Source organism: Bradyrhizobium sp. WBAH42 (assembly GCF_024585265.1).
Classification (GTDB): domain Bacteria; phylum Pseudomonadota; class Alphaproteobacteria; order Rhizobiales; family Xanthobacteraceae; genus Bradyrhizobium.
Genome location: NZ_CP036533.1, coordinates 4,327,727 through 4,350,624 on the forward strand (window position 1 = coordinate 4,327,727; position 22,898 = coordinate 4,350,624).

Sequence of the window (22,898 nt, forward strand, 5' to 3'; positions counted from 1 at the left end):
GCAACCAGGGCGACAAACGCCGTCATTGGAGCGCTCGGCTCGCCGTTAGCCGGAGGAATAGCTCCTCCAGGTCTGAAGCCGTCTCGACCGTCTCGACGCTGGCGATGCCGGCGAGGCAAAGGGTCGCGGCCACGTGCGGCGCGGCGCCGGGCTCCGACACCTCCACCCGCCAGCCGGCCAAGCCCCCATCAGACTGCTGCTCGCGGGTCACGCTGTCGATCCCCGCCAGGCCCGACAAGGCCGCCGCGACCTCGTCCGCCCGATCCGCCCGGGCGCGGACCCGGAGCGAGGCGCCGCGCCTGGCGCCGGCCAGATGGTGAACGGTGAGCAGCCGCCCATCGAGCAGAATAGCAACCCGATCGGCGACGCGTTCCATCTCGGCTAGGACGTGCGAGGTTACAAGGACCGCGCTGTCGCGAGCCAGCGTCCGCAGCAGACCGCGCAGCTCGATGACCTGACGCGGGTCAAGGCCGTTGGTCGGCTCGTCGAGCACCAACAACTTGGGTTCGTTCAGCACGGCCTGGGCGATTGAGACGCGCTGCCGATAGCCGCGCGACAGCCGGCCAATCACGGCGTCGCCGACCGGCTCGAGCGCGAGCCGCGCACGGGCGGTCTCGATGCGTCGGCGCAACGCACCTCCCTGCAAGCCCCGCAACCGGCCCATGAAGTGGAGAAATTCGTCCACCCGCATATGGCCGTAGAGCGGGGCGTTCTCCGGCACGTAGCCGATCCGCGCGCGCGCCTGGTGTCCGTCGCGGACCACGTCGAAGCCGTCGATGCGGACGGTCCCTTCGCTCGGCCGCAGATAACCGGTGATGACGCGCAAGATGGTGGTCTTACCCGAGCCGTTGGGACCAAGCAGGCCCACTACTTCTCGCTCGTTCACCTCGAACGAGACGCCGTCCACTGCCTGGCGGCGGCCATAACGTTTGCCCAGCCGTTCGACAGAGGCGACGGCGATGCCGTGCCGCGAGCTTTCAGCCGGCGCGATGCCGCGCCCCGCCGGGGCTCGGCCCGGTTGATCGGTCAGGCGCAGGTCCAGTGGCGGCGTCGAGCCGGTCAATCGTAGAATTCCGGCGCCTTCTTCATCGCCTTGAACGCGTCTGGGTCGTGGGCAGTGAAGAAATTCGCCTTCTGCGTCGCCATCTCCCGCCTGATCCACTCGAAGGCCGAGTAGAATCCCGCTGTCGAATAGACCAACGGGGTGCTCGGCGGTATGTTCTGCTCGACGTTCTCCCGGAAATAGACGTTGTCCCCGGTGAGGATGGTGAGGCCGGTGTTCTTCAGCCGCACCGTCATCATTTGGCTGCCGGGCGTGTGGGCAACCCACCGCTTCACGACGAGCGTGCCATCTCCAAACAGGTCCTGATCGCCTTCGAGCTGCAACATCTTCACCGCGTTTGCGCTAGGTGTCATGTTTCCGCGCAGCGGCAGGACGTCGCCGAGAACGTAATTGGAGCCGGTGCCGGGCTCCGGCCAAAAGAAGTTCTGAAGCTCGCTCTTTTGCACGACGAGCGTCGACTTCGGGAACTTGGCCACGTTGCCGCCGTGGTCGAGGTGGAGGTGGCTCACCACGACGTAGGTGATATCGTCGGGCGTAAGATCGATTTTCTTCAGCTGCGTATCGATCGCGACATCTGGCGTGTTGACCGGCTTCAACCCGGTGAACGCGGCACCCCAGTAGCCTGGGTCGGTGATAATCTTATCGTTGTTGCCCGTATCGAAGAGAACATTCCCTTTCGGATGTTTGATCACGTAAAAACCGACGGGAACCTGGATCGCCGGCTCCATGGGTGCGCCGTTCACCAAAAACCCTTTGCCGAGAGTCAACGCGCCGGAGCTGAACGCGTAGAGCTTAAGGTCTTGCGCGCTTAGTGCCGTACTCGACAATACGCTCCCGAGAAGAGCGACCATTGCCGTCAAATATTTGCGGGTCATTCTTTGCCTCCCTCGTCGCGAATTTTGTTATGTTTCGCTTCTGTGCAAAGCCGCAGAGGCGCCGGCAGGATGCACTTAAGTTCATCACGCCGCAGTAGACCTGTCAATAATTCTGGACGGAGGCTCGGTTCACCCGACGTACTTCGGGGCCGGTGGTCAGGACTGGCCGAGCTCGTTGCGTGAGTGGATGGCTTGGGGGGTAGGGGCATTCCTGCTGAATCCAGTAACCGCAGCTCTATCCTCGCCTTCAACGAAGCGTCCCCTCCCTAGGTCAATCCACAGGGAACGTCACTTCGCACGCGCAAAACCAGTGCTCATTTCGACCAGCGCCCAAGTTGCGGACCCAGCGCACCGCCGTCGCCGAAACCAAGGGCAGGAGGCGCGTCTTGCGCTCGCGGACGACCTCGGCGAGCGCGACCGCCAGCTTGCGGACCTGCAGCAGATGCTCGCCCCAACAATGCGAAGCTTGCCGAAGCGCAGAAGGTCCAGGCGGAGATTATGCGCAGGGAACGCGAGCTTGAGGACTCAGTCGGCGCTGCGATACCTCCGGAAAAGATCGCTACGGGCGCGACCTCGCGACATGCTCCATCGACAAGGAAAGCGTGAACGGCTGGCCGGTACGAAGGACAAGCCATGGCCTTTCGAATGGCGGCCAAGAGGGCTGGCAACACGCGACAATTATAGTAGCGTTGTTGCAAGAAGAAGCGAACGGTGGCTGAAGCCGTCCGCAACAAATAGAACAGGGAGGACTTTCGATGCAATTTCTCAAGGCTGCGGTTGTGGCCGGGCTTGTAGTTGCGGCCTTTCCAGGCACCTCGCTTGCGCAGAGCAAGCCGTCGGAGCTCAAAATCGGCATCACGACGTTCCTGTCGGGCCCTGCGTCAGTCTTCGGTGTGCCGGCGAAGGCCGCGGCGGAGATGATCGCGGAGGACCTCAACAAGAAGGGCGGCATCGGCGGCGTGCCGGTCAAGCTCTCCTTCATCGACGAAGGCGCGGGAGGCGAAGCGCTCGTCTCGAACTACCGACGCGTGGTGCAGGACGAAAAGGTTGATGCCACGTTTGCTTCGATCTCGTCGGGCAGCTGCACCCAGTTGGTTCCGGTCGCCGAAGACCTCAAAGTCATGAATTTCATGTGGGACTGCGGTGCGGCCTCCATCCTCGAAACCAAAAAGTACCGTTACAATTTCCGGACTCAGGCGAACGGCACGCCGGAGATGCTGGCCGTGCTCCTTTACCTGCTGAAGACCAAACCCGACTTTAAGACGATCGCGGTGGTCAATCAGGATTATGCGTGGGGTCGGGAGAGCTGGGAGATCTTTTCGACAGCGCTCAAGGCGATGAAGCCGGACGTGCAAGTCGTGGCGGAGCTCTTCCCGAAGTTCGGCGCACCGGACTACTCCACTGAGGTTTCCCGTCTGTTGGCGCTGCGGCCGGATGTGGTTCTGACCACGTCTTGGGGCGGAGATCTCGACACGCTGGTCCGCCAGGCCGGTCAGCGCGGCCTGTTGCAGCAGTCGACCTTCGTGCTCGGGATCGGCGAATCATCGATCCAGCGGTTGGGCAAGGACTTGCCTGAAGGCCTGATCGTCGGCGCGCGCGGAGACCACTGGTTCCTGCATCCCGAGAAGAAGAACGACGCGGCCTTCAAGGCGTTCAATGAAGCCTTCAAGGCGAAGACCGGTGCATGGCCGATCTACCCGGTCTATCACATGGCGCAGGCGTTCAAGGCCCTGCAGACGGCCTACGACAAGGCGATCAAGTCCAACGGCGGCAACTGGCCCACGCGCGAACAGGTCGTCGACGCGACGGCGGGCACCGAGTTCGCCACCGGCTTCGGCCGTCCGATTACGCTGCGGCCCGAGGACAACCAGGGTCTCGAAGCTCAGCTGGTCGGCGTCACCAAGTCCGTTCCGGGGTACGACTTCAAGCTGCTCGACAACATTATGATCTTCGATCCGAAGACGATCACCAATCCGGCTGGCGTACGGTCGGTTGAGTGGCTCAAGACGCTCAAGCCGGACTTCGTCAAGATGGATGTGCCGACCTTCAAAGCTCAGTAACGGCACGCTCGACTTTTGATCCCGTCCTCCGAGCCTCGTCCCGGAGGACGGACCTTTTCCGAAGGCGATCATGAACTCGACACTCGCTATCTTGGCTATCCTCGATGGGATCAGCTACGCCGCACTGGTGTTCTTGGTCTCGGTCGGGCTCAGCCTGATTTTCGGCGTGCTGCGCGTGGTCAACGTCGCGCACGGTTCGCTGTACGCGTTCGGCGCCTACCTGGCAGCGACGTTCAGCCTTGCAATCGCGCCGATCTCGCCTTGGCTCACCTATCCCGCGCTGTTGGCCGCTTCCATCGTGATCGGCATCGTGTGCGGCGGTTTCATCGAACGGTTTCTGCTGCGACCGCTCTCCGGACAGGAGGACGTCCTCCAGCTTCTGATCACTTTCGCCGCCTTCATGATCATGGACAACCTGCAGCGTCTGATCTGGGGCGTGCAGCCCATCTTCGCCGCGGAACCGTTGAGACTACTTCCCAACGTCGCCGTGTTCGGCGTCAGCTACACGTCGTACCAGGTTATTCTGCTGCCCGGCGTCGCATTGGCGACGCTGTTCGGGCTCCGCTACTTCCTGCGCAGGACGCTGTCGGGAGCGGTGATCCTTGCAGTCACGGAGGACCGCGAAGCCTCGACCGCCATCGGAATTGACGCAAAACGCGTATATTTCGTGACCTTCGTCATCGGCGCGAGCCTGGCCGCGTTAGGAGGAGCGCTGGCCTCGCCGACCACCTCGCTGGTCCCTGGTATGGGCGCCGATATGATCGTACTTTCCTTTGCCGTAGCTGCGACCGCGGGTCTCGGCCAGATCGAGGGCACCGCGCTCACGGCGCTGATGATCGGCCTGACCCGTGCCTTCGTGATCTATCTCCAGCCGGAATTCGAAGTTCTCGTTCCCTATCTGCTGATGGTGCTGGTGCTTCTCGTGCGTCCGTTCGGCCTGTTCGGCGCCGTGCAGGTAAGGAAAATATGATGAGCGGTCGCATCAAGCCGGTCACCACGGTCGCGATCATCTTCTTTCTGGTCAGCGCCGTCGCGCCCCTTTTGGTATCGAGCTGGGCGACCTTGTTCGCGTTGATCCTCGCGAAGGGCATCGTCGTTCTCGGTATCATTCTTCTGCTGCAGGCGGGGCAGGTGTCGTTCGGACATGCAATGTTCTTCGCTACCGGGGCGTATACCGCGGCATTCTGGGGCAAGTACGTCGGTGGCGGCGACATCGTTCTCTTCATCGCGCTGGGCGGCATAACCTCCGCCGTCTTCGGCCTCATCGTCGGCCTCTTCGTCGTGCGCTACCGGGAAATCTTTTTCGGAATGCTGAATCTGGCGTTTTCGATGGTGCTGTGGTCGCTGCTGGAGAAGATGTTTCATTACACCAACGGCGCCGACGGCATCCGGGTCCCTCGTCCGGCCCTGTTGGGGCTGTCGTTTACACCCGAAATCTTCCAGTACGTCATTCTTTACGTGAGCCTTTTGATCGCGGTCGTCGCTTTCTACGGCGTGCAACGCTATCTCGATAGCCCGCTCGGACACATGCTGCGTGCCATCAAAGCGAACGAGACCCGGCTCGAGTACCTCGGGACGTCCGCACGGCGCGTGCTTCTGATAGGCTACGTGATCTCGGCTTTTCTCGGCGGCATCGGCGGCACGCTGGTGGCGATCGTCCAGCAGATCGCTACGCCCGAGTTCGGGTTCTGGACGAAGTCGGGCGAGTTCGTCTTTATCGCGATCCTCGGCGGCAGCACCCACGCCTTCGGAGCGTTCGCCGGCGCGGCGATGTTCGAGTGCGTGCGCTTCTATGCGGCGGCCCACCTGGCCGACACCTGGCAGCTGATCCTCGGCGTGGTCTTGATCGTCATCATTCTCTATGCGCCTAACGGACTGATAGGTCTCAGGCAGCGCTACGGCCAGGCGAAGCAGGGAGGACATTGATGGCCAACGTCCTCCTTTCCGCGAAGGGCATCAAGATCCGGTTCGGCGGCGTCGTGGCCGCCGACGGTATCGATTTGGACGTGCTCCAAGGCGAGAACCTCGCGATCATCGGACCGAACGGCGCCGGAAAGACCACCTTCCTCAACATCTCGACGGGTTATCTGCGGCCGCAGGCCGGAAGCATCACCTTCCTAGGTCAGGAAATCACGGCGCAGCTCCCGCGCGCGATCACCAAGCTCGGCATCGCGCGGGCCTTTCAGATACCGCAGCTTTTTCTCGATCAGACTGTGATGGAGAACATGCTGATCGCCGCGGCCTCGCGGCTGGGAAGCCCTTCCGGCTTCACGGCTCTTTCCGCCCTGCCTGAGCTGCCTGAAATGGAGCGCCTTCTGGATCTCGTCGGCGTCAAGTTGTACGCGTCTCGCAAGGCTTGGGAGCTACCGGAGGGACAACGCAAGCTGGTCGACATCGCTCTGGCGCTCGCGCTGAAGCCCAGACTGCTGCTGATGGACGAGCCGACCTCGGGCGTCGCCTCCGCCGAGAAGCTGGAGATCATGGACATCCTGACGTCCGCGCTCGCCAAGGAGAATGTGACTTCGGTCTTCGTCGAGCACGACATGGACATGGTAGAGCGCTATGCCCACCGAGTCGCGGTGTGGAACGTCGGGAAGATCCAAAAGGTCGGCACGCCGGCGGAGGTTCTGGCCGATCCCAAGGTCCGCGAACAGGTGATCGGCATATGACGGCGATGCTGGACTTCGAGGACGTCAACGTCGCGATCGCCGATGCGCCGGTGCTGCGCAGCGTCAGCTTCTCGCTGCCGCCGGGTGCGACCGCCGCGCTCATCGGACGAAATGGCGCCGGCAAGACCACGACGGTACGGACCATCATGGGCTTCACGAAGGCGAGCGGCACCGTGCGCCTGGCCGGTCAGGACCTGGGACATGTTCCTCCGCACCGCCGGCCCTTCTTAGGCATCGGCTACGCCCCCGAGGACCGTCGTCTCTTCTCGGCCTTTACGGTGGAAGAAAACATTCTTTTGCCCGGTCGCGTCGCGAAACTTCGCTCGGACGAGGCGCGCCGGCGGCTCGAGCGAGCCTACTCCGTCCTGCCGGAGCTCAAGGAACTGGCGAGTCGCCCGGCGGGCTCCGTGTCGGGTGGCCAAGGCAAGATGGTCGCCCTCGGGCGCGCCCTGATGCTAGGCACCCGCCTCATCATTCTGGACGAGCCGTTCCAGGGCCTCGCCCCTGTGCTGGCGCAGAGGTACGCCGAGGCGCTGCGTCGGCTTCGTTCGCAGGACCGGGACATTACCCTTCTGATCACGGAGTCGAACCCGAAGCTGCTCGAGACCTTCGCCGACGTGACGCTGACGATCGAGCGCGGCGAAATCGAAAGCCGGGTCCGGGTGTAGCGCTCGCCCGGTTCGGCGCGCAAAACAGACGGACAAGCCAAGCTCCATCGAGGCTTGCCGAACAGACGAATCTACTGGCGCTCAATGCAACACGAGACGGCCCGCGCCGGCGAAGCGGCAGGGGATTTGCGGTAGTCGCACAACGGCCGCCTGACGGCCCAGCGGCGAAGCATGCTCGGCGAGACCCGAGACCACCGCGGCACGTCCTTCGGTCATTCTCAAGGGCGCACCATGCTCTTAAAGCGCACTGTGGCGGAAAGAGCGGGACTGTAGGTCCGCATCATCGGCCCGGAGGGCGGCTCCAGCACACACAGGCGGAGGCCAACTCCCCTCTCCGGTGGCGCAAAGAAGGCATCGAACGGCAGGGCCGGCTGCAGCCGGCTGGCGGCCTCTATCCGGCCAGACATGTCCCTTTGGTATGGTAGGGCTGGGGTGTTTTCGGACCGCTCACACGGTTGGGAGCCTCGGGACGATTTTGGTAAGGGATGGTAGGCTGAGAGAGCGTATAGAAAAAAGATGTGGCCTCTCGAGTCCAAGAAGATGGGTTCGATCTCCCTGCGGAGCGCCACGATGCTCGCGCGCCGTCAGTTGGTGGTGACACGACTCTGCGGCGTGCACGCGGGCGACGCGTCACGCACGTCAAAAAAGTATCAATTGCACACTGAAATCGTGGTGGCATGCCCCGACACTGCTCGCTACGATCCTGGGAAGAGGAAACGCTGAGCAAATTTAGCCGGAACAGGGGCGGTCATTGCAAGCCGCGCCGGCCGGGAGGAGCGGACATGGAACCGGACCTGGAAGTTGTCCAGATACGGCGCGGCGAGTCGTTCAAGGCGTGGTCGCATGGCTACCCATTTCACACCGTTCGCTGGCATTTCCATCCTGAGTACGAACTCCACCAGGTTGTGGCGACCAGCGGTCGCTATTTCGTCGGCGACTTTATCGGCGAGTTCGAGCCCGGCAATCTAGTCCTCACCGGCCCTAACCTGCCGCACAATTGGGTGAGCGATCTTCCGGCAGGGGAAACTATCCCGCTCCGCGGCCGCATCCTTCAGTTCAGTGAAGAATTTATTGGCGACTTGACGAAGGTCGTGCCCGAGCTTTCGGGTCTTTCCTCGCTGCTGGAATTTTCCCGGCGCGGCGCGCTCTTCACCCGCAGTACAAGCGACCAAGTCGCGCCACTGATGGAGGAGATCGTGGGCGCGAATGGAGTGCGTCGGATCGAGCTGTTCCTGATGATCTTGGGGATGCTGTGCCGCGCCCGAAAAGCGCGCCCGCTCTCCAGTCCCAACTATCTCCCCGACCCGTCCGGTTACATGTCGGCGGGCATGAACAAGGCGCTCGCCTTCATCCGTACCAACCTAACGCAGTCATTCAGCGAAGCTGAGCTGGCAGCAATCGCGGGCCAGTCGCAAAGCGCGTTTTCGCGCTCCTTCCGCCAGCACACTGGCATGTCATTGGTCCAATACGTCAAACGTCTCCGCATCAATCTCGCCTGCCAGATATTGATGAGCGACGAGCAAGCTTCGATCACCGACATCTGCTTCGAGGTCGGTTTCAACAACGTCTCGAATTTCAACCGTCAGTTCCTGGCCGAGAAGGGCATGCCGCCTTCGCGATTTAGACGATTGTTGGCGCAAAACATCAACGCGGCACGTGCTGCATAGTCGGTAAAGGAGAAAAAGGGGACGAGGTCACTACGGCAAGGAAAGGAAGGACGCGGGCCCGCTGATAGCGGCCTGCGACTGGAAATGTTTGTCCAGATTTTTGGTGGCTTCACTGCATCGGCGTCCATCGCTGGTCACGGAAGCAGCGAAGGCGTGTGTCTTTGATGAATGAACGAGAGCACTCTAACATTCAGTTCCGGAAAGGAAAGTCCGAATGAAAAAGTTGTCGCCTAAATATTGCACGATCGCCTTGGCCGTGTCGCTTCTGGGCACGACAGCCACCTTCTCTCAGGCCGCGGAGGTGAAGGACGCGACGGTGGCCTTCCTTATGCCCGATCAGGCCTCCACCCGCTACGAGCAGCACGATTATCCGGGCTTTGCGGCCGAGATGAAGAAACTCTGCGCCAGTTGCAAGGTGATCTACCAGAACGCCGGCGCGGATGCGGCGCGGCAGCAGCAGCAGTTCAACTCGGCAATCTCGCAGGGCGCCAAGGTGATCGTGCTGGACCCCGTTGACTCGACAGCCGCAGCCTCCCTGGTCAAGATGGCACAATCGCAAGGCATCAAGGTCATCGCGTATGACCGGCCGGTCCCCGATGCGAAAGTCGATTTCTACGTGTCCTTCGACAATGAAGCCATTGGCAAGGCTATCTCCGAATCCCTCGTCAAGCATCTCAAGGCTGCCAACGTCACAGCCAAGGAAGGCGAAGGCGTGCTTGAAATCAATGGGTCGCCGACGGATGCCGCTGCGGGACTTATCAAGAAGGGCATCCATGAGGGCCTCGATAAGAGCGGCTATCCCATTCTCGCGGAATACGACACGCCGGACTGGGCGCCGCCCAAGGCGCAGCAATGGGCGAGCGGCCAGATCACCCGCTTTGGCAAGAAGATCCTCGGCGTAGTGGCCGCCAATGACGGGACGGGCGGTGGTGCAATTGCCGCTTTCAAGGCCGCCGGCATCGATCCGGTGCCGCCGGTGACAGGCAACGACGCGACTATCGCCGCGCTTCAGCTCATCATCGCCGGCGATCAGTACAACACGATTTCCAAACCCAGCGAGATCGTGGCCGCTGCTGCGGCCCAATCGGCGGTGAAATTCCTCTCCGGCGACACGCCCAACGCGGAAACCACGCTCTTTAATGCGCCGTCGAAGCTCTTCGTGCCGGCGGTCGTTACGCAGGAAAACCTGAAGGCGGAGATCATCGACAAGAAAATCCAGACGGCCGATCAGCTCTGCACGGGCCGATATGCCGCCGGCTGCAAGAAGCTAGGCATTACGCCGTAACTACGTTCATCCCGGCCGCTTGACGGCGGCCGGGACGAACGACGAGCAGGGACCTTGGAAATGACCGCGATCTCGGATGTGGATCACCCGCAGGGCGAACCGCGCAAGCCAGTTCTGAGCCTTCGCGGAATTTCCAAGCATTTCGGCGCCGTGTCCGCCCTCACCAATGTCGACCTCGACGTGCATGCCGGCGAGGTCGTCGCGCTCGTGGGCGATAACGGCGCCGGAAAGTCCACGCTCGTGAAGATCCTCGCCGGCGTGCACCAGCCTAGCGCCGGAACGATCGCCTTCGATGGCGAACCTGTCGTCCTGGCCGACCCGGCCGCGGCGCTCAGCCTCGGCATAGCTACCGTCTTCCAGGACTTGGCGCTCTGCGAGAACCTCGATGTGGTCGCAAACATCTTCCTCGGCCGCGAGCTAAATCCATTTCGACTCGACGAGGTCTCCATGGAGCTGCGCGCCTGGACCTTACTTAGCGAATTGTCGGCGCGGATCCCGAGCGTGCGCGAGCCCGTGGCTTCGCTTTCCGGCGGGCAGCGCCAGACCGTCGCTATCGCACGTTCGCTGCTGACCGAGCCGAAGCTCATCCTGCTCGACGAGCCAACCGCAGCACTTGGCGTCGCCCAGACCGCCGAGGTGCTCGACCTCGTCGAGCGCGTCCGCGCCCGCGGCCTCGGCGTCATCATGATCAGTCATAACATGGAGGACGTACGCGCGGTGGCCGACCGGATCGTGGTGTTGCGTCTCGGCCGCAACAACGGCGAATTCGGACCGGACGCCTCCAATCAGGATCTCGTCACTGCCATTACCGGTGCGGATGAGAACTCGGTCTCGCGGCGCGCCGGCCGGCGTCGCGCCCATCAGGCGGCGGAGCAGCAGCGATGACCAGTGACACGCAACGGGTTTCGGCGGCGCGCCCGCTCGACCGGAGCGACGAGCGGCTCAAGCACGCGGACACGCTCGGGAGCGTCGTTAGCGCTTTCGTGGACCGGGTGCGATCGGGCGACCTAGGTTCGCTACCCGTGGTCGTCGGGCTCATCGTCATCTGCACGGTCTTCGAGAGCCTCAACCCGGTTTTTCTGGCGCCGAACAATCTGGTCAATTTGCTGTTCGATTGCTCGACGGTGGGCGTCATCTCGCTCGGCATCGTCTGCATCCTGATGGTCGGCGAGATCGACCTTTCGGTCGGCTCGGTCAGCGGGTTCGCTTCGGCGCTGATTGGCGTGCTTTGGGTGGGTCAGGATTGGCCGGTCGCCCTCGCCATCGGCACGGCGCTGGTCCTGGGCGCAGCCATCGGTGTGCTCTACGCATTTCTGTTCAATCGCCTGGGGATGCCGAGCTTCGTCTCGACGCTGGCCGGCTTGCTGGCCTGGCTCGGGCTGCAGCTGTATCTGCTCGGTTCTTCGGGCTCGATCAATCTTCCTTACGGATCGCCGCTGGTCGACTTCGGGCAGATGCTCGTCATGCCGTCGATCGTGTCCTACGCGCTGGCGGCGGTCGCGAGTCTGATCATGTTCGTGACCGGCTATCGCACGGCCGTGCGCCGCCGCCGGGCGGGACTGTCAGCCACTTCGCCCGGCCGCATGATGCTGAAGGCGCTGCTGGTTACCGTCGTGCTCGAATTCGTCGTCTACTATCTCAATCTCGGGCGGGGCGTACCGTGGATGTTCGGTCTGTTCGTCGGCTTGTGCGTGGTCATGAACTATGCGTTGACGCGGACTAAATGGGGTCGCTCGATGTCTGCGGTCGGCGGCAATCGCGAGGCAGCCCGACGGGCCGGCATCAACGTTCGCCGGGTCTATTTGAGCGCCTTCATGCTGTGCTCGACGTTGGCAGCCGCTGGCGGCATTCTTGCCGCGGCGCGACTGGCATCTTCCAGCCAACAGGCTGGCACCGGAGACGTCAACCTCAACGCGATCGCCGCCGCAGTCATCGGCGGTACGAGCCTTTTTGGCGGCCGGGGCAGTGCCTATTCTGCGCTCCTCGGCATCATCGTCATCCAGTCCATCGCGAGTGGCCTGACGCTGCTCGATCTCTCCTCGTCGCTCCGGTACATGATCACGGGCGGGGTCCTTGCCGTTGCGGTCATTGTCGATTCGCTGGCACGTCGCTCGCGCCTGTCCCATGGCCGGGCTTGAATAACTCTCACAAGAAGGACAAGCCGTGGCCCAGGAACTCGCAGGAAAAGTCGCCGCGATCACCGGTGCCGCATCGGGCATCGGTCTCGAATGCGCCAGAACATTCGTCGCGGCGGGTGCACGGGTGGTGCTGATCGATCGTGCGGAAGAGGCGCTGAGCAGCGCCTGCGCCGAGCTGGGCGGCCAGGCGATCCCGTTGCGTGTCGACCTGACCGATCCGCAGAGCATGAAGGCCATGATGCCGCAGGTGCTGGAGCAGGTGGGCCAGCTGGACATCTTCCATGCCAACGCAGGCGCCTATGTCGGCGGCGAGGTGCTGAACGGCGACCCCGACGCCTGGGACCGCATGCTCAATCTGAACGTCAATGCGCTGTTCCGGTCTGTCCATGCGGTGCTGCCGCATATGGTCGAGTGCAAGAGCGGCGACATCATCGTCACCAGTTCGATCGCAGGTCTCGTCCCCGTGGTCTGGGAGCCGATCTATACCGCCTCTAAGCACGCCGTGCAGGCTTTCGTGCATACGCTGCGCCGCCAAGTCGCCAAACACGGCTTGCGCGTCGGCGCCGTTGCGCCCGGTCCGGTCGTGACCGCGCTGATTAAGGACTGGCCTAAGGCGAAGATCGAGGAGGAGATGGCGGCCGGCGGCTTGATGCAGCCGGTGGAAGTCGCGCAAGCGGTGCTTTTCATGTTGACCCGTCCGAGAAACGTCACCATCCGCGACCTCGTCATTCTCCCGCAGAGCAACGATCTGTAGCCTTCTCTGATCGACGTCCAAATGAGCAAGCCATCTGCTAACCGCCATTTTCTCGGCATCGATGTCGGCACCGGCAGCGCACGGGCCGGCGTGTTCGATCGCTTCGGCGTGCTCCTCGCGAGTGACAGCGCCCCCATCGCACTTTGGCGGGAGGCCGGCGACGTCGTCGAGCACTCGAGCGAGGACGTCTGGCGTGCCGTGTGCCGCAGCGTGCGCAGCACGGTGGCGCAGTCCGGCATCGCGCCGAACAGCATTGCCGGCATTGGCTTCGATGCGACCTGCTCGCTGGTGGTGCTGGGCGAGGGAGGCGCGCCGCTGCCCGTCGGGCCGTCCGGCGATCCCTCCCGCAACGTCATCGTATGGATGGATCACCGCGCCGCCGATCAGGCGCGCCGGATCAACCAGACCGGCGAGAAGGTTCTCGACTATGTCGGCGGGACGATCTCACCCGAGATGGAGACGCCGAAACTGTTGTGGCTCGCCGAAAACATGCCTGACACGTTTTCCCGGGCGTGGCAGTTCATGGACTTGACCGACTTTCTCACCTGGCGTGCGACAGGCAGTCTGTCCCGCTCCATCTGTACCGTGACGTGCAAATGGACCTATCTGGGCCACGAGAACCGTTGGGACGATCAATTCTTCCGCAAGGTCGGCCTCGGCGTGCTCGCGGACGAGCAATTCCGCAGGATCGGCACCGAGATCGTCCCCGGCGGAACGAGGCTGGCGGCGGGTCTGACGGGGGAGGCCGCGGCCGATCTCGGCCTCACCCCGGGTACGGCGGTCGCTGCCGGCCTCATCGACGCGCATGCCGGCGGCGTCGGTACCGTGGGCGCGCGCGGCACCGCGGGCACGGTGCTGACGCGCATGGCCTATGTGTTCGGAACGTCTGCATGTACCATGACGACCACACCGAATCCATCCTTCGTCCCCGGCGTGTGGGGACCCTATTTCTCCGCTATGGTACCCGGCCTTTGGCTCAATGAAGGCGGGCAGTCGGCCGCCGGCGCTGCCGTCGAGCATCTGTTGCAGATGCATCCGCACTCCACGCAAGCGACAGAGGCTGCACGCCAGAAGCAGCAGACGCTCGCCGATTGGCTTGCCTCGGAAACCGAATCTCGCGGCGGTGCCGGAGTGATCCCGCAATTGGTCGGCGAGGTTCATGTCGTCCCCGAATTCCTCGGCAATCGCGCGCCCTTCGCCGATCCTGACGCGCGTGCGCTGATTGCCGGGCTCGATATGCGCTCGGATGTGGAGAGCCTGCTGGCGCTCTATCTTGCCGGGCTGTGCGGTCTCGGCTGCGGGGCGAGGCAGATCGTTCGCGCCCAGCAGGACAGGGGCATTGCTGTCGACACGATCGTGGTCAGCGGTGGTGCCGCTAAGATTCCCCTCGTGCGGCAAGTCCTCGCCGATATGACGGGCCTGACGGTCGCTGCGTCGGCATCCCCCGAGGCCGTCCTGCTCGGATCCGCGATGCTTGGATCGGTCGCCTCCGGCGACCATGCTAATCTCGGCGAAGCGATGCAGGCAATGTCGGTCTTGGGAGACATCTCTCGGCCCCTAGCCCCTCTCGCAGGCTGGGCCGAGCGGCGCTTTGGAGCCTTCGAAGCCCTGCAGAAGGTGGGCCGGGCAATTCGAAGCGCTTCGTAGCCCCTTTGTCGACCGATCCGGGCGCCCCTAGGCGCGGTCTGCCTCCGACGCCGGCACGACCCGAGGAGAGAGAGAGAGAGAGAGAGAGAGAGAGAGAGAGAGAGAGAGAGAGAGGTTCGACCCTCTTTCATCATCTCGACACATATGTCATGATATAAATACAAATGTATAGGCCGAGCATTTTGTCCGGCTAGGGAGGGCTGCCTATGGGTAGAAAAGTCGCATTCATTGCGGCCTTGTTCGGCGCGTTGGCCTTGGTTGGTCCGGCGCAGGCGCGGGTCGAGGTCCAGTGGTGGCACGCCATGAGCGGCGTCCTTGGCGACCGGCTCAATGAGCTGGTCGAGAAGTTCAACACGTCGCAAGACAAGTACACGGTTGTCGCGATCGCAAAGGGGAATTATGACGAGGTGACCAACGGGGTGATTGCCGCCTATCGCGCCAAGCGGCCGCCGGAGATGGTGCAGATCGCAGAGCGCGGTTACATGACGATGTTGCTTTCAGGAGCCATTGTCCCCGTGCAAGACCTGGTGGAGCAGAAGGGTTACAAGATCGACTTCTCGGACTTCATCAAACCCGTGGCAAGCTTCTGGAGCTACAAGGGCCGGATGTCGGCGATGCCCTTCAACTCGTCGACGCCGATTTTCTGGTACAACAAGGATCACTTCCAGAAGGCCGGCTTCGACAATCCGGCCGACACCTGGCAGGAGTTGGAGAAGCAGCTCTACGCCATCAAATCCAAGGGGATCAGCGAGTGCGGCACGGTGCTGCCCGGCGATTTCTACTGGAGTCTCCTCGAGAACTACAGCGCCATCAACAATCAGCCCTACGGCACGCTCGCGAACGGCTTCGACGGGCTCGGCACCGAGTTCGTCTACAACAAGACGAAGGTGGTGTCGCAAGTCGCGCGGCTCAAGAAATGGCTCGACGACGGCGTGATGCAAATCGCAGGCCAGGGCTTCAGTCCCGAGCAATTGTTCACGTCGGGCCGGTGTTCGACCTTCGTCAACTCGACCGCATCGCACGGCAACATCGAGCGCAATGCAACCATCAACTGGAGCGCCACCTTCCTGCCGCACGAGAGCGACATCGATCCGCCTCTCAACAGCACCATCGGGGGTGGGGCGATCTGGGTCATGAAGGGACACACGCCGGAACGATACGACGCCGTCGCAGCCTTTCTGGACTTCGTCGCGCAGCCGGAAACCCAGATGTGGTGGCATGGCGCGACCGGCTATGTTCCCGCCACCAACCGTGCCTATGCGCTCGCGCGGGAGAGAGGTTACTACAAGGATCATCCGACGAGGGAAATCGCGGTGCTGCAGCTCTCTCGCGGCACGCCGAACGAGAACTCGCGTGGATTCCGCTTCGGCAACTTCGTGCAGACGATGCTGGCCCAGCGCCAGGAGGTAGAGGCCGTGTTCGCCGGCCAGAAGCAGCCGCAGCAGGCCATGGATGATGCAGTCAAGCGGGGTAACGAGATCCTGCGGCAGTTCGAAAAGCTCAATGCCGGAAAGACTCCGGAAACCGAGCGTCCATGACGTTGCGCCTGTCGATCCCGTGGCGTGATGCGCGCACACCCGTGCTTTTGCGAAGGCACGGGGGCGGCGGGTCCAAGGCAGTGCCAGCGGCAGCCGCCGGTGGCTCGCGCGTGTCGGCAAAGACGCGGCGGCGTGAGGAGGCCGGACTGAAGCGAGCCAATTTCGGCGACGGTCCCGGCTTGCCGACGCTGCTGTTGCTGCCGCAATTGCTGATCCTGCTGTTCTTCTTCTTCATTCCGTCGCTGCGGGCGCTGATGCAATCCGTCCTGCTCAGCGATCCCTTCGGGACCAATGTCCAGTTCGTCTGGTTCGACAATTTCAAGACGCTGCTCGCGAGCAGCGACTACCGTCAGTCGATCGCGGTGACGTTCTGGTTCACGGCGGCGCAGAACGTGCTCACATTGGGCAGCGCGCTCGTGCTGGCATTTGCCACCGACAGGATCGTGCGCGGCCGTTCGGCCTATCGCACGATCATCCTGCTGCCTTATGCCATCGCGCCCGCGATCGCGGGCATCCTGTGGGCCTTCCTGTTCAATCCTGCGGTCGGCCCGCTGGCGCAGGTGCTGCACAGTTTCGGCATTGCATGGGATCCCAACCTCAATCCAACCGATGCGCTGCTCCTGGTGACGCTGGCCGCGTCATGGAAGCACATCTGCTACGACTATATCTTCCTGGTCGTGGGCTTGCTCGCAGTGCCGGTGTCGCTGATGGAGGCTGCCGCCGTGGATGGCGCGGGACCGATCCGTCGCTTCGTCTCGATCGCGCTGCCGATGCTCGGGCCCACCATCTTCTTCCTCACGGTGATGAACTTCATCTATGGCTTCTTCGAAACTTTTGCCATCATCGATGCCGTGACAAAAGGCGGCCCCGCCGGTGCGACCAACATTCTGGTCTACAAAGTCTTCGTCGACGGCTTCGTCAATCTCGACCTCGGCTCTTCCGCGGCGCAGTCGGTTCTCTTGATGAGCTTTGCCCTGATCTGCACGCTGCTACAATTCCGCTACTTCGACCGCAAGGTCAATTACGGAGTCTAGCCGCATGGTGGAACGCTCACCGGTCCTCAACATGATCTGCCATGCGATCCTGATCGCCGGCGCGCTGATAGTTTGCGTGCCGCTGTATTTCGCATTCGTGGCCGGCTCGCTCACGGTGGCCGAGGTGCAGAAGGTGCCGCTGCCATGGCTGCCGGGGGGGCGGTTCTTCGACAATCTGCAGCTGGCCTGGAACAAGGGCAATTTCAGCCGCACCTTCGCCAATTCGATTATCGTGGCGCTCGGCATCACGGCCGGCAAGATTGCAGTATCGCTGCTCTCCGCCTTTGCCATCACCTACTTCCGGTTTCGCTACAGGATGCTCGCATTCTGGCTCATCTTCATGTCGCTGATGCTGCCGATCGAGGTCCGGATCGTGCCGACCTTCGAAGCTGTGGCAAATGCTGCGCTGCCGCTGCAATGGATCTTGGACACGCTGCATGTCACCGATCTCTGGCTCTGGATCAGCGGGCACGAGGTCCTGATCGCGCTGGAGTGGAACATGGTCAACACCTATCCTGGGCTGATCCTGCCGCTGATCGCCTCGGCCACTGCCACGTTCCTTTTTCGCCAGTTCTTCCTGACGATCCCGGAGGAGCTGTGCGAGGCGGCGAGGCTGGACGGCGCCTCGCCGTTGCACTTCTTCTGGAGCATCCTGCTGCCGCTGTCCGTTCCGAACATGGTGGCGCTCGCCATTATCCTGTTCCTGTTCGGCTGGAATCAGTATCTTTGGCCATTGCTGTTCACGACCGACAAGGACATGGCAACGGCGGTCATTGCGTTGAAGGGTCTGATCCCCCGCTCCGACAGCGAGCCCGCCTGGAACGTCGCCATGAGCGGTGCGCTGCTCACGATGCTGCCGCCGGTGTTGGTCGTCCTGCTGTTGCAGCGCTGGTTCATCAAGGGTCTTGTCGACAGCAGCAAATAGGGGCTGATCATGGTTTTCATCGCCGGGCATCGGGGCGGACGCAATCTTTGGCGGGAGAACAGCCTGACGGGCTTCCGCAACCTGTGCAAGGAGAGCGTCGATGCGGTCGAGTTCGATGTCCATCAGAGCACGGACGGCGGTGTCGTTGTGATCCATGATCCGCTGCTCGACCGCACCACATTCGAGAGGGGGCCGGTGGGCGAGCGCAGTCTGCGACAACTGACGGCAATGCGTCTTCGCGATGCGGACGATGAGTGCATTCCGACCCTGGATGAGGTGCTCGATGTATTCAGCGAAACCACACTCGAGCTCCACATCGAGATCAAAACGGATGCGCTTGGCAAGGCCTATTCGGGCCTCGAGGCGCGGCTGATCGAGCAGATCAAGCGGCGGGGCCTAGAGCGGCGTGCGGTCATCACCTGCTTCGTGCCCAGCGTGATCGAGACCGTGCGGCGGCTGTGGCCGGAGGCGCGCGTGCTCGTTTCGCTCGACCGTCGTTCGGCAGAGATGATGGGCGGAATCGAGCCCGCGTTGGCTCAGTTGGCCGTCATTCCGCGCTGCATCGTCGCGGTCGAAAAATCGCTTCTGGGGCTCGCGTTGCCGCTTGCCCTCAAACTGCTCGGCTCGGAGCGTCTCGGTGCATGGGTGACCAACGAGCCGGAGGATATCGCTTACTGGCTTGCCCAACCGGTGCGGCAGATCACGACCGATCGGCCGGACCTCGCCGTGAGCATTCGCCGCCAGCTCGAAACGATGCCGGAGCGCCCATGATTCCTCGCCGTCGGTTTCTCGTGGGATCGCTGGCGAGCGCTGCGCTCGCCGCGCCCTCCGGGTTCGTGCGAGGAGCGCCGGTGTCGTTCAGCGCAGATCCTTTCACGCTCGGCATTGCCTCAGGATGCCCGCGCGAGGATCGCGTCATCCTGTGGACCCGCCTTGCGCCGCAACCACTCGACGGCGGTGGCATGAAGGATGCACCGGTCGAGGTTGAATGGCAGGCTGCGGAGGATGAGGCCTTCTCACGAATCGCCTCCCACGGCGTCGTGCGGACGACCACGGAGCTTGCGCATTCCGTGCATGCCGAGGCGACTGGGTTGCTGCCGGACCGCGTCTATTGGTACCGCTTCCGCGCCGGTCCGGCGCTCAGCCCCGTCGGACGCACGCGCACCGCACCGGCCGGGTCGGCACGGCCTTTCCGTTTTGCTTTCGCATCCTGCCAGCAATACGAGCAGGGCTATTTCACCGCCTACCGCGACATGGCCGCGCGTGATCTCGACCTCGTCGTGCATCTCGGTGACTACATCTATGAGAAATCCTGGGGATCGCGCCACGTCCGCCAGCACGGCGTCGGAATTCCGACGACGCTCGAGGAATTCCGCAACCGCTACGCGCTCTACAAGACCGATCCCGATCTGCAGGCGGCGCACGCCGCTTTTCCCTGGCTTTCGGTCTGGGACGACCATGAGGTGATGGATGATTATGCCAATGATCGCTCCTACACCATTCGCGATTCCGCCCAGTTCTTGAAGATCCGCGCGGCAGCCTATCAGGCCTATTACGAGCACATGCCGCTGCCGCCCTCGGCGCGCCCACGCGGCGCGGATGCCACGATCTACGCGCACTACCGCTTCGGCGACATGCTCGACGTCCTGCTGCTCGACGACCGGCAATATCGCTCGGCATCGGCCTGCGTCGGAAGCGGGCGTCCGACCTGGGTCGCTGGATGTGCAGGCCGGTCGGACGAAGTCCGGACCATGCTTGGCGAACAACAGGAGCAATGGCTCGATGCGCGTCTGCGCGACTGTCGCGGGCTCTGGACGATCATCGCGCAGCAGACGTTGATGGCGCAAAACAAGCGGGAAGGGGATGACGGCGCGCATTTCTGGATGGACGGCTGGGACGGCTATCCCAACGCCCGCCGCCGGCTCCTTGATTCGCTCGTGGCACACCGCCGGCGCAATCCGATCGTGATCGGCGGCGACCGTCACGCCTTCTTTACCGCCGATCTGAAACATGACTTCGCCCGCCCGGATCGCCCGACCATTGCGACCGAGTTCGTCGGCACGTCGATCACCTCGGACGGACCGAGCGAAGCCAGCGTGCGCAAGGCATTGGCGGAGAATCCGCATCTGCTCTATGCGCGCGGCGACAAGCGCGGCTATGCGACCATCGAACTCGACGTTCGGCATTGCACCGTGGGATTCGAGGCGCTCAACGACGTCAAGGATGCCGGAAGCGCGGTGCGCCGGCTGACGAGCTTCGTGGTCGAGGAAGGCGTGCCAGGCGCGAAAGCCGCATGACGAGATCCGGACGGCACAGATTTGACGACCAACGAAAGATCGCCTCAAATGCTCCGACGTCTGACTGTGCCTTGAGACCGCTGCGGGGGGCTGCGCCGTGACTGACCAGACCATTCTGCGGGTCGCCTGGCTCTACTACATGGAGAACCTGACTCAGGCCGAGATCGGCGAGCGGCTGGGGCTGACCCGCGCCCGCGTCAACCGCATGCTGTCGGATGCCCGCCAGACCGGCATCGTCAACATCCGCCTCAACTCCACCTTTGCGAGCTGCACAGAGCTGGAGCATCGATTGCGCCGGGAATGCGGGCTTGAGGACGCCGTCGTCATTCCGAGCCCGGAAAATCCCGAGCAGGTCGGCAGCCTGATCGGGATGGCGGCGGGAGCCTATTTGTCGAAATTCCTCGAACAGAAGCGGCCGCGCATCATCGGAATCGGCTGGGGCGCGACCTTGCGCGAGACCATCCGTTACGTCACACCGGCGGACTATCCGGAATTGTCCATCGTCTCCATGATGGGCGGCCTGTCGCGCGGCCTTGAGCTCAACACCTTCGAGATTGCCGGTGAGCTCGCGCACCGGCTGCACGCCCAGTGCAGCTATCTGGCCGCGCCGATCTTTGTCAGCAGCCGGCGCTCGCGCGACACGTTTCTGACTCAGGAGGTCTATCAGGAGGTGCTGGACAGCGTCGAGAAGATCGATCTAGCGCTGTTGAGCATGGGAGATCTGACCCCGCGCTCGCTGCTGATGCGGCATGGGTTGCCGCCGGACGTCCGCGCCGAGCACCTACGGGCGGCAGGCGCCGTTGGCGACGTCCTGGCGCAGTTTCTCGACAAAGCCGGCCGGCCCATCGATCATAATATCAACAGCCGAGCCATTGCGCTGCCGCTCGAGAAGCTGGCGCGCGTACCGACGTCCATGCTGATCGCCGGGGGACTCAACAAGGCGCCGATCATCGCCGCGGTGCTGCGCGGCCGGATCGGCAAGGTGCTGATGACGGACGAGAACACCGCCGTCGCCGCCCTGAAACTGATCGACAAGCAGAAATAGCCCGATTTCCTCTGCAGAGAAGGGGATCCGCGCCTTCGAAACCGAGCGCGCGATAGCCGGCGTGTGCGCTGAAAGGCGTGCAAAAGCATTTGTCACCTCGTCATTACATATGTAACATACCGGAGACAATTGCTCAGAAGGATGGCGTCGACATGCGCGCTGCGGTGCTCCAGGACATTCGTGATATCCGCGTCCTCGATATCCCAGAGCCGAGGCCGCTTGCGGAGGACGAGCTCATCCTCCGCGTCAAGGCTGTCGGCGTCTGCGGCAGCGACTTGCATTCCTATCTTGAAGGCGGAACAACCGGCCCGACGCAAGTCAGGCCATTCGTGCTAGGCCATGAGTTCTCGGGTGTTCTCACGCCGGACTCGGCGCGCAAAGCGGGGCTTTCGGCTGACGCGCTGGTGGCGGTCGATCCGTCCATTCCCTGCGGCCATTGCGAATGGTGTCATCGCGGTCACACCAATCTCTGCCCCAATGTGAAATTCCTCGGCTATGCGCCTCACAACGGCGCGATGGCCGAATTCGTCTGCGTGCCCCGATCCGCCGTGCATCTGGTGCCTGACAGCATCGACCCGGCCGGCGCTGCGATCCTGGAAACGCTTGGCGTAGCGATCCATGCGATGGATCTGGCGCGCCCGCGGCTTCTGGAAAGCGTGGCGGTGCTGGGCTGCGGGCCGGTGGGATTGCTGCTCGTGCAGCTGGCACGACTCGCGGGTACCGGGAAGGTCATCGCGATCGACCCCGTCGAGCAGCGCACGGCGCTCGCCTGCGACCTCGGGGCGGACGTGGCATGCCGCAGCTACGCCGAGGTCGGGGACGCCACCGAAGGCCGCGGCGTCGACCTGGTGATCGAGGCAACCGACTCCTCGCACGGCTTTGAGCATGCTGCGCGCTGCGCCCGTATCGGCGGCCGGATCGTTCTCGTTGGCATCCCGGAGAACAACCAGTACATCCTCAGCGGCGCGGAGTCGCGTCGTAAGGGCCTGTCCATCAAGTTTTCACGTCGTATGCCGGAAGTCTATCCGCGGGCCATCGCGCTTGTGCAAGGCGGCCAGGTCAAGCTGGCGCCGCTCGCCACGCATCGCTTCTCGCTCGACCAGACGCCCGCCGCGTTCGAGCAGCAGGTCGCGCGGCGCGATGGGATTATCAAGGCGATCATTTGCCCCTAATCGAGCGGCATCTCGCCAAAGAGCCTGGGGTAACGGAAGCAGGGATAGATGCGGGGCGGGT

20 protein-coding genes are annotated in these 22,898 nt (G+C 63.0%); 18 read left to right on the plus strand and 2 right to left on the minus strand.

The genetic code is table 11. The features are described from left to right. Positions 1-22 precede the first annotated feature (22 nt). Both DCG74_RS19995 and DCG74_RS20000 read right to left on the minus strand, forming a co-directional pair. Positions 23-1,063: an ABC transporter ATP-binding protein gene (locus DCG74_RS19995; protein ID WP_172789457.1), complete on the minus strand. Its 1,041-nt coding sequence runs from the start codon at positions 1,061-1,063 to the stop codon at positions 23-25. Further along, positions 1,060-1,938, minus strand: coding sequence for an N-acyl homoserine lactonase family protein (locus DCG74_RS20000; RefSeq protein ID WP_172789458.1), 879 nt, complete (start codon positions 1,936-1,938; stop codon positions 1,060-1,062). Before DCG74_RS20000 ends, DCG74_RS19995 begins: the two co-directional genes overlap by 4 nt. A 755-nt stretch (positions 1,939-2,693) precedes the next feature. Between DCG74_RS20000 and DCG74_RS20005 the strand changes: the two genes are divergently transcribed. The 18 genes from DCG74_RS20005 to DCG74_RS20090 all read left to right on the plus strand — a co-directional run bounded on the left by DCG74_RS20005 (position 2,694) and on the right by DCG74_RS20090 (position 22,837). Next, entirely contained in the window at positions 2,694-3,998 is a 1,305-nt protein-coding gene (locus DCG74_RS20005) for an ABC transporter substrate-binding protein (RefSeq protein WP_172789459.1), read from the plus strand. Positions 3,999-4,068: 70 nt separating this feature from the next. Further along, positions 4,069-4,968, plus strand: a complete 900-nt coding sequence (locus DCG74_RS20010) for a branched-chain amino acid ABC transporter permease (protein WP_172789460.1) — start codon at positions 4,069-4,071, stop codon at positions 4,966-4,968. Further along, entirely contained in the window at positions 4,968-5,924 is a 957-nt protein-coding gene (locus DCG74_RS20015) for a branched-chain amino acid ABC transporter permease (protein ID WP_246709099.1), read from the plus strand. Before DCG74_RS20010 ends, DCG74_RS20015 begins: the two co-directional genes overlap by 1 nt. Continuing rightward, complete coding sequence (locus tag DCG74_RS20020; protein ID WP_172789462.1) at positions 5,924-6,667, plus strand: ABC transporter ATP-binding protein; 744 nt, start codon at positions 5,924-5,926, stop codon at positions 6,665-6,667. Before DCG74_RS20015 ends, DCG74_RS20020 begins: the two co-directional genes overlap by 1 nt. Then, entirely contained in the window at positions 6,664-7,335 is a 672-nt protein-coding gene (locus tag DCG74_RS20025; RefSeq protein ID WP_210268574.1) for an ABC transporter ATP-binding protein, read from the plus strand. The genes DCG74_RS20020 and DCG74_RS20025 overlap by 4 nt, the downstream gene beginning before the upstream one ends. A 782-nt stretch (positions 7,336-8,117) precedes the next feature. Then, entirely contained in the window at positions 8,118-9,002 is an 885-nt protein-coding gene (locus DCG74_RS20030) for an AraC family transcriptional regulator (RefSeq protein WP_172789463.1), read from the plus strand. A gap of 214 nt (positions 9,003-9,216) precedes the next feature. Then, positions 9,217-10,287 carry a sugar ABC transporter substrate-binding protein gene (locus DCG74_RS20035; RefSeq protein ID WP_172789464.1) on the plus strand — a complete coding sequence of 357 codons (1,071 nt, stop codon included), beginning with the start codon at positions 9,217-9,219 and terminating at the stop codon, positions 10,285-10,287. A 60-nt stretch (positions 10,288-10,347) separates the two neighbouring features. Then, positions 10,348-11,172: an ATP-binding cassette domain-containing protein gene (locus DCG74_RS20040; protein ID WP_172789465.1), complete on the plus strand. Its 825-nt coding sequence runs from the start codon at positions 10,348-10,350 to the stop codon at positions 11,170-11,172. Next, positions 11,169-12,425 (plus strand): sugar ABC transporter permease, encoded by a 1,257-nt coding sequence (locus DCG74_RS20045; protein ID WP_172789466.1) that lies wholly within the window; start codon positions 11,169-11,171, stop codon positions 12,423-12,425. Before DCG74_RS20040 ends, DCG74_RS20045 begins: the two co-directional genes overlap by 4 nt. Before the next feature lie 25 nt (positions 12,426-12,450). Further along, positions 12,451-13,179 (plus strand): SDR family oxidoreductase, encoded by a 729-nt coding sequence (locus DCG74_RS20050; RefSeq protein WP_172789467.1) that lies wholly within the window; start codon positions 12,451-12,453, stop codon positions 13,177-13,179. A gap of 21 nt (positions 13,180-13,200) precedes the next feature. Continuing rightward, a complete protein-coding gene (locus tag DCG74_RS20055) occupies positions 13,201-14,826 on the plus strand; it encodes an FGGY-family carbohydrate kinase (RefSeq protein ID WP_172789468.1) in 1,626 nt (541 codons plus the stop codon). 206 nt (positions 14,827-15,032) lie between these two features. Continuing rightward, complete coding sequence (locus tag DCG74_RS20060) at positions 15,033-16,364, plus strand: extracellular solute-binding protein (protein WP_172788014.1); 1,332 nt, start codon at positions 15,033-15,035, stop codon at positions 16,362-16,364. A 110-nt stretch (positions 16,365-16,474) separates the two neighbouring features. Then, positions 16,475-17,398 (plus strand): ABC transporter permease subunit, encoded by a 924-nt coding sequence (locus DCG74_RS20065; protein WP_257187345.1) that lies wholly within the window; start codon positions 16,475-16,477, stop codon positions 17,396-17,398. A gap of 4 nt (positions 17,399-17,402) precedes the next feature. Next, positions 17,403-18,323 carry an ABC transporter permease subunit gene (locus DCG74_RS20070; protein WP_172788016.1) on the plus strand — a complete coding sequence of 307 codons (921 nt, stop codon included), beginning with the start codon at positions 17,403-17,405 and terminating at the stop codon, positions 18,321-18,323. Positions 18,324-18,332: 9 nt separating this feature from the next. Continuing rightward, entirely contained in the window at positions 18,333-19,094 is a 762-nt protein-coding gene (locus tag DCG74_RS20075; RefSeq protein WP_172788017.1) for a glycerophosphodiester phosphodiesterase family protein, read from the plus strand. Continuing rightward, a complete protein-coding gene (locus DCG74_RS20080; RefSeq protein ID WP_172788018.1) occupies positions 19,091-20,620 on the plus strand; it encodes an alkaline phosphatase in 1,530 nt (509 codons plus the stop codon). The genes DCG74_RS20075 and DCG74_RS20080 overlap by 4 nt, the downstream gene beginning before the upstream one ends. Before the next feature lie 97 nt (positions 20,621-20,717). After that, complete coding sequence (locus tag DCG74_RS20085; protein WP_210268448.1) at positions 20,718-21,665, plus strand: sugar-binding transcriptional regulator; 948 nt, start codon at positions 20,718-20,720, stop codon at positions 21,663-21,665. A 152-nt stretch (positions 21,666-21,817) separates the two neighbouring features. After that, complete coding sequence (locus tag DCG74_RS20090; protein ID WP_172788019.1) at positions 21,818-22,837, plus strand: zinc-binding dehydrogenase; 1,020 nt, start codon at positions 21,818-21,820, stop codon at positions 22,835-22,837. Positions 22,838-22,898 lie beyond the last annotated feature (61 nt).

Excerpts from the sequence above, each read along its gene's own strand:
- DCG74_RS20075 (WP_172788017.1), top strand. The coding sequence starts at position 18,333 with ATGGTTTTCATCGCCGGGCATCGGGGCGGACGCAATCTTTGGCGGGAG.
- DCG74_RS20025 (WP_210268574.1), top strand. The coding sequence starts at position 6,664 with ATGACGGCGATGCTGGACTTCGAGGACGTCAACGTCGCGATCGCCGAT.
- DCG74_RS20020 (WP_172789462.1), top strand. The coding sequence starts at position 5,924 with ATGGCCAACGTCCTCCTTTCCGCGAAGGGCATCAAGATCCGGTTCGGC.
- DCG74_RS20015 (WP_246709099.1), top strand. The coding sequence starts at position 4,968 with ATGAGCGGTCGCATCAAGCCGGTCACCACGGTCGCGATCATCTTCTTT.
- DCG74_RS20070 (WP_172788016.1), top strand. The coding sequence starts at position 17,403 with ATGGTGGAACGCTCACCGGTCCTCAACATGATCTGCCATGCGATCCTG.
- DCG74_RS20030 (WP_172789463.1), top strand. The coding sequence starts at position 8,118 with ATGGAACCGGACCTGGAAGTTGTCCAGATACGGCGCGGCGAGTCGTTC.
- DCG74_RS20005 (WP_172789459.1), top strand. The coding sequence starts at position 2,694 with ATGCAATTTCTCAAGGCTGCGGTTGTGGCCGGGCTTGTAGTTGCGGCC.
- DCG74_RS20060 (WP_172788014.1), top strand. The coding sequence starts at position 15,033 with ATGGGTAGAAAAGTCGCATTCATTGCGGCCTTGTTCGGCGCGTTGGCC.
- DCG74_RS20045 (WP_172789466.1), top strand. The coding sequence starts at position 11,169 with ATGACCAGTGACACGCAACGGGTTTCGGCGGCGCGCCCGCTCGACCGG.
- DCG74_RS20080 (WP_172788018.1), top strand. The coding sequence starts at position 19,091 with ATGATTCCTCGCCGTCGGTTTCTCGTGGGATCGCTGGCGAGCGCTGCG.
- DCG74_RS20055 (WP_172789468.1), top strand. The coding sequence starts at position 13,201 with ATGAGCAAGCCATCTGCTAACCGCCATTTTCTCGGCATCGATGTCGGC.
- DCG74_RS20040 (WP_172789465.1), top strand. The coding sequence starts at position 10,348 with ATGACCGCGATCTCGGATGTGGATCACCCGCAGGGCGAACCGCGCAAG.
- DCG74_RS20090 (WP_172788019.1), top strand. The coding sequence starts at position 21,818 with ATGCGCGCTGCGGTGCTCCAGGACATTCGTGATATCCGCGTCCTCGAT.
- DCG74_RS20010 (WP_172789460.1), top strand. The coding sequence starts at position 4,069 with ATGAACTCGACACTCGCTATCTTGGCTATCCTCGATGGGATCAGCTAC.
- DCG74_RS20035 (WP_172789464.1), top strand. The coding sequence starts at position 9,217 with ATGAAAAAGTTGTCGCCTAAATATTGCACGATCGCCTTGGCCGTGTCG.
- DCG74_RS20000 (WP_172789458.1), bottom strand. The coding sequence starts at position 1,938 with ATGACCCGCAAATATTTGACGGCAATGGTCGCTCTTCTCGGGAGCGTA.